General features: G+C 70.3%; 12 protein-coding genes. 7 read left to right on the top strand and 5 right to left on the bottom strand.

Annotation, left to right across the window (positions count from 1 at the left end; all coding sequences use genetic code 11):
- Window positions 1-261: 261 nt before the first annotated feature.
- Together ACFZBB_RS10245 and rhaI are read right to left on the bottom strand one after the other, a co-directional pair.
- The gene (locus ACFZBB_RS10245; protein ID WP_391119787.1) at window positions 262-2,316 is read right to left on the bottom strand and encodes a bifunctional aldolase/short-chain dehydrogenase; all 2,055 of its coding nucleotides are present in this window, start codon (window positions 2,314-2,316) and stop codon (window positions 262-264) included.
- Between the two features lie 303 nt (window positions 2,317-2,619).
- Window positions 2,620-3,786: an L-rhamnose isomerase gene (gene rhaI, locus ACFZBB_RS10240; protein ID WP_188282894.1), complete on the bottom strand. Its 1,167-nt coding sequence runs from the start codon at window positions 3,784-3,786 to the stop codon at window positions 2,620-2,622.
- Window positions 3,787-4,085: 299 nt separating this feature from the next.
- Here rhaI and ACFZBB_RS10235 point away from each other — a divergent pair, with 299 nt between their 5' ends.
- The 6 genes from ACFZBB_RS10235 (at window position 4,086) to ACFZBB_RS10210 (ending at window position 10,523) form a co-directional block, all read left to right on the top strand.
- Window positions 4,086-5,606 (top strand): sugar ABC transporter ATP-binding protein, encoded by a 1,521-nt coding sequence (locus tag ACFZBB_RS10235; protein WP_355350157.1) that lies wholly within the window; start codon window positions 4,086-4,088, stop codon window positions 5,604-5,606.
- Window positions 5,603-6,658 carry an ABC transporter permease gene (locus tag ACFZBB_RS10230; RefSeq protein ID WP_391119785.1) on the top strand — a complete coding sequence of 352 codons (1,056 nt, stop codon included), beginning with the start codon at window positions 5,603-5,605 and terminating at the stop codon, window positions 6,656-6,658. The genes ACFZBB_RS10235 and ACFZBB_RS10230 overlap by 4 nt, the downstream gene beginning before the upstream one ends.
- Window positions 6,651-7,760, top strand: coding sequence for an ABC transporter permease (locus ACFZBB_RS10225; RefSeq protein ID WP_391119783.1), 1,110 nt, complete (start codon window positions 6,651-6,653; stop codon window positions 7,758-7,760). Before ACFZBB_RS10230 ends, ACFZBB_RS10225 begins: the two co-directional genes overlap by 8 nt.
- A gap of 80 nt (window positions 7,761-7,840) precedes the next feature.
- A complete protein-coding gene (gene rhaS / locus ACFZBB_RS10220; RefSeq protein WP_391119781.1) occupies window positions 7,841-8,944 on the top strand; it encodes a rhamnose ABC transporter substrate-binding protein in 1,104 nt (367 codons plus the stop codon).
- Window positions 8,945-9,025: 81 nt separating this feature from the next.
- Entirely contained in the window at window positions 9,026-9,346 is a 321-nt protein-coding gene (locus tag ACFZBB_RS10215; RefSeq protein WP_188282885.1) for an L-rhamnose mutarotase, read from the top strand.
- A gap of 160 nt (window positions 9,347-9,506) precedes the next feature.
- A complete protein-coding gene (locus tag ACFZBB_RS10210) occupies window positions 9,507-10,523 on the top strand; it encodes a substrate-binding domain-containing protein (protein WP_391119779.1) in 1,017 nt (338 codons plus the stop codon).
- Between the two features lie 24 nt (window positions 10,524-10,547).
- Here ACFZBB_RS10210 and ACFZBB_RS10205 read toward each other — a convergent pair whose 3' ends face one another.
- Complete coding sequence (locus ACFZBB_RS10205) at window positions 10,548-11,489, bottom strand: aldo/keto reductase (RefSeq protein ID WP_391119777.1); 942 nt, start codon at window positions 11,487-11,489, stop codon at window positions 10,548-10,550.
- Window positions 11,490-11,861: 372 nt separating this feature from the next.
- On the opposite strand from ACFZBB_RS10205, the gene rsgA reads away from it, so the two are divergent.
- A complete protein-coding gene (gene rsgA, locus ACFZBB_RS10200) occupies window positions 11,862-13,019 on the top strand; it encodes a ribosome small subunit-dependent GTPase A (protein WP_391119775.1) in 1,158 nt (385 codons plus the stop codon).
- 37 nt (window positions 13,020-13,056) lie between these two features.
- On the opposite strand, the gene ACFZBB_RS10195 is transcribed toward rsgA, so the two are convergent.
- Window positions 13,057-13,194 (bottom strand): hypothetical protein, encoded by a 138-nt coding sequence (locus ACFZBB_RS10195; RefSeq protein ID WP_188282881.1) that lies wholly within the window; start codon window positions 13,192-13,194, stop codon window positions 13,057-13,059.
- 236 nt (window positions 13,195-13,430) lie between these two features.
- Window positions 13,431-14,477: a substrate-binding domain-containing protein gene (locus tag ACFZBB_RS10190; RefSeq protein WP_391119773.1), complete on the bottom strand. Its 1,047-nt coding sequence runs from the start codon at window positions 14,475-14,477 to the stop codon at window positions 13,431-13,433.
- Window positions 14,478-14,504 lie beyond the last annotated feature (27 nt).

The following is a 14,504-nucleotide window of genomic DNA, read 5'->3' as shown; positions in this document are numbered from 1 at the left end:
CTTGGCGTTGCGCCGATCTTTTCGGGGCGCGGGGAACTGCGCGCTCAGCCACGACGCTCCCGCAGGTCACCACCGGCCCCGGAGGGGCAATTCGGTGGTGTCCCGACCACCGGCCCGGTGGGGGCTTGTCGCGCAGTTCCTCCCCCAGCCTTCGGCCGGGAGGTGCCCCCAGCGCCCCTGACGGGGCACGTCCTGCGCAGGGCGAACGCATGGGTCGTGCCCTTAAAAGCCGGCCCTGCGCAGGGCGGACGCACCGACGGCCTACCGGAGGAAGGCGGCTGCGACGCCCGCGTCGACGGGGATGTGAAGCCCGGTCGTGTGGGTCAGCTCCCCGCCGGTGAGGGCGAAGACGGCATTGGCGACGTGCTCGGGAAGAACTTCCCGCTTCAAGAGCGTCCGCTGGGCGTAGAACTCGCCGAGCTTGGCCTCCTCGACGCCGTAGACGGCCGCCCGCTTGGCGCCCCAGCCACCGGCGAAGATGCCGGAGCCACGGACGACCCCGTCGGGGTTGATGCCGTTGACACGTACCCCGTACTCGCCCAACTCGGCGGCGAGGAGCCGCACTTGGTGGGCCTGGTCGGCCTTGACGGCCGAGTAGGCGATGTTGTTGGGCCCGGCGAAGACCGCGTTCTTGGAGGCGATGTAGACGATGTCGCCGCCCAGCTTCTGCTCGATCATGACGCGCGCGGCGGCGCGGGAGACGAGGAAGGAGCCGCGGGCCATGATGTCGTGCTGGAGGTCCCAGTCCTTGGCGGTGGTCTCCAGGAGCGGCTTGGAGATCGAGATGCCCGCGTTGTTGACGACGAGGTCGACCCCGCCGAAGGCGAGCAGCGCGTCGGCGAAGGCCGCCTCGATCTGCTCCTCGGAGGTGACGTCCACGGTGACCGCGACGGCCTTGTCGGGACCGCCCAACTCCTCGGCCACGGCGGCGGCGTTGTCCGCGTCGAGGTCCGCGACGACCACGCAGGCGCCCTCGGCGACCAGCCGCTGGGCGATGGCCTTGCCGATGCCGGACCCGGCACCGGTGACGAGCGCGATCCGGGTGGCCAGCGGCTTCGGCTTCGGCATCCGCCGCAGCTTGGCCTCCTCCAGCTCCCAGTACTCGATACGGAACTTCTCCGACTCCTCGATCGGCTTGTACGAGGAGACGGCCTCCGCGCCGCGCATCACGTTGATGGCGTTGACGTAGAACTCGCCCGCGACGCGCGCGGTCTGCTTGTCCTTGCCGTAGCTGAACATGCCGACGCCCGGCACGAGGACGATCGCCGGGTCGGCGCCGCGCATGGCGGGGGAGTCGGGCGAGGCGTGCCGCTCGTAGTAGGCGGCGTACTCGGCGCGGTACTCCTCGTGCAGCGTGCGCAGGCGGGCCTCGGCCTCGTCGAGGGCCGTGCCCGCGGGCAGGTCGAGGACCAGCGGGCGGACCTTGGTGCGCAGGAAGTGGTCCGGGCAGGACGTGCCCAGCGCGGCCAGCCGCGGGTGCTCGGAGCGGGACAGGAAGTCCAGCACCTCGGGGGAGTCGGTGAAGTGGCCGACCTGCGGCCGGTCCTGGGAGGCGATCGAGCGCAGCAGCGGTGCCAGCGCGGCGGCCCGTACGCGCCGCTCGGACTCCGGCAGCGGCTCGTACCCGTCGAGCACCGCGCCGAACGGGTCGGCCTTGCCGCGCTCCTGGAGGAAGGTCTCCGCGGTGCGGATGATGTGCAGCGAATTGCGTTCGCACTCCTGCGAGGTGGCGCCCCAGGCGGTGACGCCGTGCCCGCCCAGCACACAGCCGATCGCCTCCGGGTGGGCCTCCTTGACCGCCGCGATGTCCAGCCCGAGCTGGAAGCCGGGGCGGCGCCAGGGCACCCACACCACGGTGTCGCCGAAGCACTCCTTGGTCAGCGCCTCGCCGTCGGCCGCGCACGCCAGCGCGATACCGGAGTCCGGGTGCAGATGGTCCACGTGCGCCGCGTCCACCAGGCCGTGCATCGCGGTGTCGATCGACGGCGCCGCACCGCCCTTGCCGTGCAGGCAGTAGTCGAAGGCGGCGACCATCTCGTCCTCGCGCTCGACCCCCGGGTAGACCTCGGTGAGGGCGCGCAGCCGGTCCAGGCGCAGCACCGCGAGACCGGAGCCGGTGAGCGTACCGAGGTCGCCGCCGGACCCCTTGACCCACATCAGCTCGGTGTCGGCCCCGGTCACCGGGTCGGGCGCGGTGCCCTTGGCGGACGTGTTGCCGCCCGCGTAATTGGTGTTGCGCGGATCGGATCCGAGCCGGTTCGAACGGCCGAGCAGCGCCCCGACCGTGCTGTCGTCGGAACTGGAGGCGGAAGCCATGCGGTGTCCTTCGGAGGAATGAGTACGGGTGCGGGTGTGACGAGCTCGACCGGCTCGGAGGCTCCACTGCGCGTCGCGAAGCCGGTCGGCCGCGTGGGCTCGCCGTCAGGAGGGTCGGCGAGTGAACCGAAGCGGAGCGGTCGCTGTCGAAAGGTGGGGGTACCCCCAGGCGAAGCTCTGGGGGAGCGCGCAGGTTGTGAGGAACGAGCAACCGAGCACGATCGACTGTCGACAGCGACTAAGCGCAGCGGAGGTGAACCGAGCCTTGAAAAACTGGCGCGGTGAACCGAGCCTTGAAAAAAATCAGGCGCCCCAGCCGGCCTGTTCGCCGCCGACGCGTTCCGAGGTGATGCGGGTGGCCCAGCCGGAGCCGCGGTAGGCGGCCATCGGGTCGGGGTCGAGACCCAGTTCGGTGCGGACCTCGGCGAGCAGCGGCCGGACGTCGGTGTTGTAGGCGTCCATCAGTACGGCGTTGGCCTCCAGCACGTCACCGGCGCGCTGGGCTGCGCCGAGAGCGTCGAGGTCGACCAGCAGCGCCTTGGCGGTGGCCTCCTGGACGTTCATCACCGAGCGGATGATCGCGGGGATCTTCGCCTCGATGTTGTGGCACTGGTCGAGCATGAAGGCGACGCCGGTCTCCTGCTTCAGGCCGCCGTTCTTGGCGACCTCGTGCATGATCCGGAAGAGCTGGAAGGGGTCGGCGGAGCCGACCATGAGGTCGTCGTCGGCGTAGAAGCGGGAGTTGAAGTCGAAGCCGCCGAGCTTCTTCTCGCGCAGCAGGAACGCGACGATGAACTCGATGTTGGTGCCCGGCGCGTGGTGGCCGGTGTCCACGACGACCTGCGCCTTGTCGCCGAGCTTGAGGCAGTGCGCGTAGGAGGTGCCCCAGTCGGGGACGTCCGTGGTGTAGAAGGCGGGTTCGAAGAGCTTGTACTCCAGCAGCATCCGCTGGTCGTCGCCGAGCCGGTCGTACACCTGGGACAGCGCCTCGGCGAGCCGGTCCTGGCGGGCGACGATGTCGTCCTGGCCCGGGTAGTTGGTGCCGTCCGAGAACCACAGCTTCAGGTCGCGCGAGCCGGTGGCGTCCATGATGTCGACGCACTCCAGCAGGTAACTGACGGCCTTGCGGCGGATCGCGGGGTCGGCGTTGGTGACCGAGCCGAGCTTGTAGTCGTCGTCCTGGAAGACGTTGGAGTTGATCGCGCCCAGGGTCAGGCCGCGCTCCTTCGCGTACGCGCCGAGCGCCGCGTAGTCGTCCACCAGGTCCCAGGGGATGTGCAGGGAGACGATGGGCGCGACGCCGGTGGCCGCGTGCACCTGGGCGGCGTCGTCCAGCTTCTCGTACGGGTTACGCGGCACGCCCTCCTGCCTGAACACCTTGAAACGGGTGCCCGAGTTGCCGTAGGCCCACGAAGGGGTCTCGATCCGCTGGGACTTCAGCGCCGCCTTCACGGCCGACAGGTCTGTCATGGCAACCTCTGTGAATCGTTTCATTTGACGGCTCACCTTAAAGGCGACACTGCGCCATGTCAATGGTCATGACGAGAACCCGATAGCGGGCCGGTCGCCGTTATTGAATCGTGTCACATGAGCCGGACGCACTGCTAGAGGGTCTCTTTCCAGCCGCGATTGGCCGTCTGTCGGGGGTTGATCTCCGGAAATGGCTTCCACGGACTCTTGACGGCCTGATCAAGCGGGGCTAACGTCCCGGCAACTCCATTGAAACATTTCACCCCGCGGCGCAAGACCGGGAGATCCAGGAGACATCAATGACCGACCCCGAACCGGAACGGACTCCGGTCCTCGCGCTGGAGGGGGTGAGCAAGTCCTTCGGCGCGGTACGGGCACTGCGCGACGTCTCACTGCGGCTGTACGCGGGTGAGGCGCACGCCCTCGCGGGGGAGAACGGCGCCGGCAAATCGACCTTGATCAAGGCACTGGCCGGGGTGCACCGACCGGACACCGGAACGGTACTGCTCGACGGCGCGCCGGTGGTGTTCCACGGCCCGGCCGACGCGCGCGACGCCGGTGTAGCCGTCATCTACCAGGAGCCCACGCTCTTCCCCGACCTCTCCATCGCCGAGAACATCTTCGTCGGCCGCCAGCCGCGCCGCTCGCTCGGCCGGGTCGACCACAAGGCCGTGCACAAGGCCACCGAGCAACTCTTCAAGCGGCTCGGCGTCGATCTCGACCCCGACCAGCCAGCCCGCGGCCTGTCCATCGCCGACCAGCAGCTCGTCGAGATCGCCAAGGCGCTCTCCTTCGACGCCCGCGTACTGATCATGGACGAGCCCACCGCCGCCCTCACCGGCAGCGAGGTCGCCCGACTCTTCGGCGTCGTCAGGGCGCTGCGCGAGGACGGCGCCGCCGTCCTGTTCATCTCGCACCGGCTGGAAGAGGTCTTCGCGCTGTGCCAGCAGGTCACCACCCTGCGGGACGGCGCCTGGATCGCCAGCGAGCCGGTCGACGGACTCACCGAGGACGACCTGGTCCGCCGGATGGTCGGCCGTGACCTGGACGAGCTCTACCCCAAGCAGGACGCCAAGGTCGGCGACGTCGCGCTGAGCGTGCGCAGGCTGACCCGTGAAGGCGTCTTCACCGACGTGTCCTTCGACGTCAGGCGCGGCGAGATCGTCGGCCTGGCAGGACTCGTCGGCGCCGGGCGCAGCGAGGTGGCCCGCGCCGTCTTCGGCGTGGACCGCTGGGACGCGGGCGAGGTCGAGGTCGACGGCCGCCCGCTGAAGTCCGGCGCCCCCAGCCTCGCCATGGCCGCGGGCCTGGCCCTCGTACCCGAGGACCGCCGCGAACAGGGCCTGGTCATGGAGATGTCCATCGAGCGCAACATCAATCTCACCGGCTTCAAGGCCACCACCCGCGCGGGCCTGATGGACCGCGGCGCCGAGCGCAGCCGCGCCGTCGACTGGGCCATGCGCCTCCAGGTGAAGTACGCCCGGCTCGCCGATGTCGTCGGCACGCTGTCCGGCGGCAACCAGCAGAAGGTGGTGCTGGCCAAGTGGCTGGCCACCGACCCCCGGGTGCTGATCGTCGACGAGCCCACCCGCGGCATCGACGTCGGCACCAAGGCCGAGGTGCACCGGCTGCTCTCGCAGCTCGCCGCCGACGGCCTCGCCGTCCTGATGATCTCCTCCGACCTCCCGGAGATCCTCGGCATGGCCGACCGTGTCCTGGTGATGCACGAGGGCCGGCTGGCCGCCGACATCCCGCGCGCGGACGCCACCGAGGAATCCGTCATGGCAGCGGCCACCGGCCGCGGAAGGAACGCGGCATGACCATGACCGCCAAACCGGCGTCGGCCGCGCCGCCGGACACCGCCTCCGCCGGCGGCCTCCTCGACCGGGTGCTGAAGGTCAGGGAACTGGCCATCCTCGTCGTCCTGGTGCTGATGCTGCTGGCCACCCAGCTCGACAACAGCGCCTTCCTGTCCCAGCAGGGCATCAAGGACCTGCTGCTCAACGCGACCATCCTGGTGCTCGTCGCGGTCGGCCAGGCCATGGTGGTGATCACCCGGAACGTCGACCTGTCGGTCGGCTCCACGCTGGGCATCACCGCCTTCGCCGCGGGCGAGTTCCTGCGCGGCGGCGGCAATCCGCTGGTCGCCATCCTGATCGCGGTCGCCCTCGGCGCCGGATTCGGCATCGTCAACGGCCTGTTGGTCAGCCTCGGCCAGGTGCCCGCGCTGGTCGTCACCCTCGGCACGCTCTACATCATCCGCGGCCTGGACTCGATCTGGTTCGGCTCCAAGCAGATCACCGCCGCCGACCTCCCGTCGGGCTTCGGCAGCTTCGGACACGACGGCCTCGGCGCCGTCCCGTATCTCGCGCTGCTCACTGCGGTCGTGCTGATCATCGCCGCGTACTACCTGCGCAGTTACCGCAGCGGACGCGACCTGTACGCGCTCGGTTCGAGCCCGGAGGCCGCGCGGCTGGCCGGTGTGCCGGTCCGCAAGCGCATCCTCACCGCCTACATCGTCTGCGGCGCCCTCGCGGGCCTGGCGGGCGCTCTCTACCTCGCCCGCTTCGGCAATGTCGACTCCGGCACCGGCAGCGGCTACGAACTCACCGTCGTCAGCGCCGTGGTGGTCGGCGGCGTCGCCTTCACCGGCGGCTCCGGCAGCCTGTACGGCGCCGCGCTCGGCGCCCTGCTGCTGACCTCGATCAACAGCGTGCTCCCCTCGATCGGCGTCAGCTCCGTATGGGTGCAGGCCATCGACGGCGTCCTCCTGCTGCTGGCCATCGCCGTCGACCGGGTGGTCGCGCTGCGGGTCGCGGCGGTGCTCCGTAAGCGGGCCGCACAGACAAGGAGTGCGACAACTCATGCCTGAGCCAACGAAATCCACCGGTCCGGCGAAGGCCGCGAAGCCGTCCGCCGGTACGAAGCCGTCCGCGAGCGCGAAGCCCGCCACCGCAGGCCGTACGGCCACCGGCTGGGCGCGGGACGCGTTCCGCTGGGACACCGTCGTCGGAGCCCTGCTCGTCGTCCTGCTGCTCTGCTCCTTCTCCCTGGTCGACAACTTCGGTAACGCGCTGAATCTGTCGTTCCTGATCGGCAACACCCTGCCGATCGCGCTCATCGCGCTGCCGATGACGATGCTGGTGATCTCCGGCGAGATCGACCTGTCGGTCGGCTCCACCGCGGGCCTGTCCGGCGCCGTCATGGGCAAGCTGTGGAACGACGGCATGGCCATCGAGATGATCATCCCGCTGTGCATCCTGCTCGGCGTGGTCTGCGGCCTGGTCAACGGCCTGCTGGTGACCCGGCTCGGACTGCCCTCGCTCGCCGTCACCATCGGCACCCTGGCCGCCTACCGCGGCATCGCGCAGATCGTGCTCGGCTCCAACTCGGTGACCGACTTCCCGCAGCAGTACCTGGACTTCGGCTCCGCGCGGATCGGCGGCACCTTCATCCCGCAGGCCGCCATCCCGTGGGCCGTCCTGCTGGTCATCGCGGTCGTCGTCCTGCACGCCACCCCGGTCGGCCGCTCGCTGTTCGCGGTCGGCGCCTCGCAGGAGGCCGCGCGCTTCGCGGGCATCCGCACCAAGCGGCTGAAGCTGTCGATGTTCGTCGCCACCGGCACGATCTCCGCGCTCACCGGCGTCTTCTGGGCCCTGCACTACGCCAGCGCCCGCTACGACAACGCCACCGGCCTCGAACTGTCCGTCATCGCCGGTGTGCTGCTCGGCGGCATCGACTTCGACGGCGGCAAGGGCACGCTGGGCGGCGCGATCGCCGGAGTGTTCCTGCTCGGCGCGCTCCAGAACGTGATGAGTCTGATCAACGTCTCCGCGCAGTCCCAGATCCTGATCACCGGAGTCCTGCTGGTGATCTCGGTACTGGCACCGCGGGTGGCCCGGCAGGTGGGCAGGGCGCGAGCCCGGCGCAGAACCGCCGACGCGCCACCACCGGCCGCACTGGCCGCCACCTGACCCCCCGCACCACGCACGTCGTCCGAACACCCTCACCTGGTCGTCACCTGCCGCGAGTGCGGCATCGAAAGGACACCCGCATGTCGTACAGAACCGCCCCCGCCCGTCGCGCCGCGGCCGCGGTCGCCGTTGTCGCCGTCGTCGCGCTCAGCGCCGCTGCCTGTGGCGGCACCACCAAGAAGTCCAGCTCGGACTCGGAATCGGCCTCCGCCGGATCCGGTACGAAGGCGTCGGCCTCCGCCGACCCGAACGCGCCCGTCAAGAAGGGCCTGACCATCGCCTACCTGCCCAAGCAGGTGAACAACCCGTACTTCACCATCTCCGACAACGGCGGCAAGAAGGCCGTCGAGGCGCTCGGCGAGAAGTACAAGGAGGTCGGCACCAGCAGCGGCACCGACACCGCGGGCCAGGTCAGCTACGTCAACACCCTGACGCAGCAGCAGGTCAGCGCCATCGCGGTGTCCGCGCAGGACCCGGGTGCGCTGTGCACCGCGCTGAACCAGGCCCGCAAGAACGGCGTCAAGGTCGTCACGTACGACTCGGACACCAACACCAACTGCCGTGACGCGTTCGTCTCGCAGGCCAGCGCGGAGGACCTGGGCCGTACCGAGGTCCAGTTGATGGCCAAGCAGATCAACAACAAGGGCCAGATCGCGATCCTGTCGGCGGCCCAGACGGCCACCAACCAGAACACCTGGATCGACTTCATGAAGGACGAGCTGAAGAAGCCGGAGTACAAGGACATCCAGCTCGTCAAGGTCGCCTACGGCAACGACGACGCGCAGGCGTCGTTCCAGCAGACCCAGGGCCTGCTCCAGCAGTACCCGAACCTGAAGGGAATCATCTCCCCGACCACGGTCGGCATCAAGGCCGCGGCGCAGTACCTGAGCGGTTCCAAGTACAAGGGGAAGGTCCAGCTCACCGGCCTGGGCACGCCCAACGACATGCGCGCGTACGTCAACAACGGCACCGTGCAGTCCTTTGAGCTGTGGGACCCGGCCAAGCTCGGCGCGCTCGCGGGCTACACCGCCGTCGCGCTGGCCTCCGGCCAGATCACCGGCGCCGAGGGTGAGACCTTCACCGCGGGCGACATGGGCACCTTCACCATCGGCAAGGACAGCGTCATCGTCCTCGGCAAGCCGACCGTCTTCGACAAGGCGAACATCGGCCAGTTCAACTTCTGAGCCGACGGCACTACCCAGTAAGGCAGTTGGACCGCCGGCCCTGTGGGTCCGGGCCGGCGGTGTGCGGAAGGAAATTCTCAAGTGCGGCGCGTCTGCTTTGTGTTGAAGGTCCGTCAGGAACGGCTGGACGAGTACCGTGCCAGGCACGCGGACGTCTGGCCGCGGATGCGTGAGGCGCTGTCCGCCGCCGGCTGGCACAACTACTCGCTGTTCCTGCGCGAGGACGGCCTGCTCGTCGGCTATCTGGAGACCGAGGACTTCGAGCGGGCGCGCGCCGCCATGGACGGTACGGAGGTGAACGCCCGCTGGCAGGCGGAAATGGCGGGCTTCTTCGAGGAGTTGGACGGCGTCGCGCCCGACGCGGCGATGGTCCCGCTCACCGAGGTGTTCCACCTTCCGTGAACATGAGAGGTTGGAACGATTCAGTTCGTGCCCGGATCAACCAGCACGCACTGTGCTTGAATAAGTTCAATGCGTTGACTCCGGGTGAACGTCGAGCACGTCGCGCCGACGCCGGATGAGCGTTACGAGGAGCCCTGCCTGCGGCGGGCGGGACGGAGCAGTGGAGCCCATGGTTGGGATCAAGGACGTGGCGCGGCAGGCGGGTGTCTCGGTCGGGACCGTCTCCAATGTGATCAACCGCCCGGACCTGGTGTCCGAGGAGACCAGGACCCGGGTGCAGTCGGTCATCAGCCGCCTCGGCTACATACGGAGTGAGTCCGCCCGCCAACTGCGGGCCGGGGCAAGCCGTATCGTCGCGCTGCTCGTCCTCGACATGGGCAACCCCTTCTTCGTCGACGTGGCCAGCGGCGCCGAGCGCGCCGCCCGCGCCGCCGGACTCGGCGTCATGGTCTGCAACAGCGCGCAGAGCACCAGCGAGGAGGTCGAGTACCTGTCGCTCTTCGCCGAGCAGCGGGTGCGCGGCGTGCTGGTCACTCCCGCCGACGCGACCGGACACAGCCTCAAGACGCTGCGCGGCCAGGGCATTCCGTACGTCCTGGTCGACCGGGTCTCGGCGGACGTCGCCGTCTGCTCGGTCTCGGTGGACGACGTCGTCGGCGGACGCCTCGCCGCCCAGCACCTGATCGCCGCGGGACACCGCTCGATCGTCTACGTCGGCGGCCCGCCCGAACTCCCGCAGGTCCGCGACCGCCGCGCCGGGGCGCTCGCCGCGCTGGCCGAGGCCGGACTGCCGCCCGAGTCGCTGACCGAGGTGTCCGCCGAGCGGCTGGACGTCTCGGCGGGCCGCGACGCCGGAGCCCGGCTGCTCGGCCTGGCGCCCCGGCCCACCGCCGTCTTCTGCGCCAACGACCTGCTGGCCCTCGGCGTCCTCCAGGCGGTCTTCGCCGCCAGGATCGCGGTCCCCGAGGAGATGGCCATCGTCGGTTACGACGACATCGAATTCGCCGCCGCCGCGGCGGTACCGCTGACCTCGGTCCGGCAGCCCGCCGTCGCGATGGGGCGGCTCGCCGCCGAGATGCTGCTGGAGGAGACGGCGGACCCCGAGGGCCACGAGCACCGCCAGGTCGTTCTCCAGCCGGAGCTCGTCGTGCGCGGCTCCAGCCTCGGGGCGCGCTGAGGGAGTCCGGCCGCGCGCCCCGCGTTACGTGAGCGGGGCGTCGTTCGGCCGGGTCGGGACGGCGTCCAGCGCGGCGAGGGTCGCGGCGTCGAGCGTGAGCGCGCCCGCGGCCACGTTCGCTTCGAGGTGGGCGGTGTTCGACGTGCCCGGGATGAGGTGGACGTTCGGCGCGTGGTGCAGCAGCCAGGCCAGGCCGACCTGGGAGGGCGTGGCGCCCAGCGCCCGCGCCGCCGCGATCACCGCCGGTTCCTCGGTCACCTTCGGCAGGCCGGGGAAGGCGCTGCCGAGCGGGAAGTACGGCACCCACGCGATGTCCTGCGCGGTGCAGAGGGCCAGCATGTCCTCGTCGTCGCGCGCCACGAGGCTGTACGCGTTCTGCACGCACGCGATGCCCGCCGGGATCGCCCGGCGCAGATTGTCCAGGCTCACGCTGCTCAGCCCGATCGCGCCGATCTTGCCCTCGTCGCGCAGCGCCACCATCGTCGCGAGCTGGTCGTCGAGTTCGACCACCTGGTCGCCCTCGGCCCGCAGGCCCGGCCCGACATCGGTGCGGCGCAAGTTGACCAGCGGGATCCGGTCGAGGCCGAGGCTCGCGAGGTTGTCCTCCACGGCCGCCCGCAACTCCTCGGGCTTCTGCGCGAGTCGCAGGTGCACCGGGGCGCCGGAATCCGGTGTGGCCCCCACCTTGCTGGCGACCAGCACCTCGTCCTCGGACCTGACCGCCTCGCGGATCACCCCGTTGACGAAGCCGTCGCCGTAGAACTGCGCCGTATCGACGTGGTCCACCCCGAGTTCGACCGCCCGCCGCAGTACGGCGACCGCGGCGGCCCGTCCGGCCCGCTCCGTCAGTTGCATCGCCCCGTACCCGACCCGCGACACCGTCCGCCCGGCCAGCGCCCCCGCCCCTCCGGCCCGCCGCACCCCGCCGGCCGTCGTCCCGTCCGAGGTCATCCCGCTGGAAGCCATGAGCATCCCGTTCCCGTGCGACACCAGAACAAGCGGAGGTCACTCCGCTTCTCCGACCGTACCACTGCCGGAGATCCCTCCGCTTTGCTCCGGCGCTCTCTGCCCGCCCACGGCGGCGGGCATTAATTCGGTGGCGGAGGCGGTGGGGGAGGGGCTACGGTCCCTGGTGTTGGAGCGGGAGCCGCAGAAGTGGCTCGCCGCTGTCGGCTCGTGAGTACGGCCAGGAGGTGTGACTCGATGACTGCCTTTGTGATGGGCGCTGCCCAGATGCGGAAGTTCATTCAGTTCACCTCTGTGGTCTCCGGCTGACCTCTCTTCTTCTGCCGCGCCGATCGGACGCGCGGTGCCGGGGCCCTGTTGGAAGGGTTTCCCTTGTCTTTCTCGTCTTCTTCCTTTTCTTCCCTCTCGTCGTCGTCCTCTTCTTCGTCCTCGCTCGTCCCGTACGGCTGGGACTCGCTGCTGGACGACGCCTTCTCGGCGTACGCGGCGGACGGACTGGTGCCCGCGCGGATCGTGCGGGTCGACCGGGGGATGTGCGACGTCGTCGTCCCCGACGGCGCGGACGGTCTGGTGACGGTCCGCGCCGACACCGATCCGGTGCACTCGCCGGATCCGATGCTCGTGGCGTGCACCGGGGACTGGGCGGCGTTCGACCCGGACCCGGCGCAGCCGAAGGGCCCGTCGGTGCGGGCGCTGCTGCCGCGCAGGACCGCGATCGTCCGGTCGGCGTCGTCCAAGCGCTCCGAGGGCCAGGTGCTCGCGGCCAATATCGACCACGCGGTGATCGCGGTGTCGCTGGCGGCCGACCTCGACCTGGGGCGCCTCGAACGCTTCCTCTCCCTGGCCTGGGAGAGCGGCGCGCAACCGGTGGTCGCGCTGACCAAGGCGGACCTCGTGCCGGACACCACCTATCTGCTGGAGGACGCCGAATCGGCGGCGCCCGGAGTGCCGGTCCTGGTGGTGAGCGCCACGACCGGCGAGGGGATCGAGGAGCTGTCGGAGCTGCTGGCGGGCGGCACCTCGGTGCTGCTCGGCCAGTCGGGCGCGGGCAAGTCCACGCTCACCAACGCCCTGTTGGGGCGCGAAGCGCAGGAGGTGCAGGCCACCAGGGACTCCGACGGCAAGGGCCGGCACACCACGACCACGCGTGACCTGCTGCCGATGCCGCAGGGCGGAGTGCTGATCGACACACCGGGGCTGCGCGGGGTCGGCCTGTGGGACGCGGAGTCCGGGCTCCACCAGGTGTTCTCCGAGATCGAGCAACTGGCCCGCGACTGCCGCTTCCAGGACTGCTCGCACCAGTCGGAGCCGGGCTGCGCCGTCCTGGCAGCGCTGGAGGACGGCACCTTGCAGCACCGCCGTCTGGAGAGCTACCGCAAGCTGCTGCGCGAGAACGCGTGGATCGCCTCACGCACCGACCAGCGGCTGCGCTCCGAGATGCGGCGCGAGTGGAAGCAACGGACCGCGGCGGGCCGGGAGATGTACGAGCGCAAGCGCGGCGGCGGCGGCGGCCACCGCCGCCGGTCCTGAACCCGGGTCCCGTACGGCCGACCGTACGGGGCGGACCCTATCCTGCGCCGCCGCCAGGACCCTGCTGGTGGCGGCGCCGCACCGCGATCGGACTGCCCGCACTCCAGAACGAGCCGACGACACAGGCGACCACGAGCACGACGATCACGACGCCGAGAATCACGCTGTATGCCATGTCGGACCTCCTCGCCTCCGGCACGGCCTTCACCGTGCCCTCACCTTCGCTACCTGTTCGTGACCTTCCCTTCGCCCGACGTTCCCAACCCACAGGTGGGGGACCGGTGTTCGCGTGTGGGTTCGATCCGATGAAGTGACGGTATGTCAGGCGGAGTGGGGCGGTGCCGAGTGCCCTCGGACGTGCGCGGCGCGGTGCTCAGGGGGAAGCGTGGTGCGCGGGCCGGGATTCGGCGCTCAGGCGGAGGCGCGGACCACGAGGTGCGTCGGCGTGACGATGGAGGACAGGGCGGGGACGCTCTGCGGGCCCGTCGGCGGCGCCACCGCGCGCAGGAGGAGGCGGGCCATGAGGCGGCCCATTTCCTCGATGTCCTGGCGGACGGTGGTCAGGGGCGGGTCGGTCCATTCGGCGACGGAGACCATGTCGTCGAAGCCGACGACGGCGATGTCGTCGGGGACGCGGTGTCCTGAGGTGCGCAGGACGCGCAGGGCGCCGGAGGCCATGACGTCGGAGGCGGCGAAGACGGCGTCCAGGTCGGGGCAGCGCTGGAGGAGTTCGGCCATGGCGCGGGCGCCGCCCTCGGGGGTGAAGTCGCCCTCGGCGATCATCCGCGGGTCGGTCTCCGGCAGCACGTCACGGAAGCCGTCGAGCCGGTCCACCGACGCCGTCTGGTCAAGTGGTCCCGCGATGTGGGCGATCCGGCGGCGGCCGATCCCCAGCAGGTGGCGTACCGCGTCCCGCGCGCCGCCCCGGTTGTCGCAGTCCACGTACAACGTGCCGTGGTCGCTGTCGAAATCGGTCCAGCCGGGTCGCCCGCCGATCACCGTGGGCACCCCGGCCCTGCGGGCCAGCACGGGCAGCGAGTCGTCGGTGTGCAGCGAGAAGATCAGCGCGCCGTCCACGTGACCGCCCGCCAGATAGCGGCCCACCCGCTCGTAATCCGCGGCCCCCTCGGTCAGGAGCAGCACCAACTGGTTGTCCCGCGCGGTGAGTTCCTTGCTGATCCCGCGCACCTGCTGCGCGAAGAACGGGTCGGTGAAGAACCGCGTCTCCGGCTCGGCGACCACCACCGCGATGGCGTCGTTGCGCCGCGTCACCAACGTACGGGCCGCCTGATTGGGCACATACCCCAACTCGTCCACGGCCTTGCGCACCCGCTCCACCAGCGGCGCCCGTACCCCTTCGCTGCCGTTGACCACCCGTGAGGCGGTGGCACGCGACACCCCGGCCCGCGCGGCGACGGCCTCCAGCGTAGGACGCGGCGCGAAGCTCGGGTCGGACAAGGGACGTCTCCTTCGCGCGGAAATAAC

Source organism: Streptomyces sp. NPDC008139 (assembly GCF_042957025.1).
In the GTDB taxonomy this organism is placed as follows: Bacteria; Actinomycetota; Actinomycetes; order Streptomycetales; family Streptomycetaceae; genus Actinacidiphila.
The sequence above is the reverse complement of the archived record's forward strand: the minus strand, read 5'-3'. Positions and strand labels throughout refer to the sequence as shown.

Bases quoted from the DNA above. Each gene is read 5' to 3' on its own strand.
- rhaI (WP_188282894.1), bottom strand. From the start codon at position 3,786: ATGACAGACCTGTCGGCCGTGAAGGCGGCGCTGAAGTCCCAGCGGATC.
- ACFZBB_RS10230 (WP_391119785.1), top strand. From the start codon at position 5,603: ATGACCATGACCGCCAAACCGGCGTCGGCCGCGCCGCCGGACACCGCC.
- rhaS (WP_391119781.1), top strand. From the start codon at position 7,841: ATGTCGTACAGAACCGCCCCCGCCCGTCGCGCCGCGGCCGCGGTCGCC.
- ACFZBB_RS10225 (WP_391119783.1), top strand. From the start codon at position 6,651: ATGCCTGAGCCAACGAAATCCACCGGTCCGGCGAAGGCCGCGAAGCCG.
- ACFZBB_RS10195 (WP_188282881.1), bottom strand. From the start codon at position 13,194: ATGGCATACAGCGTGATTCTCGGCGTCGTGATCGTCGTGCTCGTGGTC.
- ACFZBB_RS10205 (WP_391119777.1), bottom strand. From the start codon at position 11,489: ATGGCTTCCAGCGGGATGACCTCGGACGGGACGACGGCCGGCGGGGTG.
- ACFZBB_RS10235 (WP_355350157.1), top strand. From the start codon at position 4,086: ATGACCGACCCCGAACCGGAACGGACTCCGGTCCTCGCGCTGGAGGGG.
- ACFZBB_RS10245 (WP_391119787.1), bottom strand. From the start codon at position 2,316: ATGGCTTCCGCCTCCAGTTCCGACGACAGCACGGTCGGGGCGCTGCTC.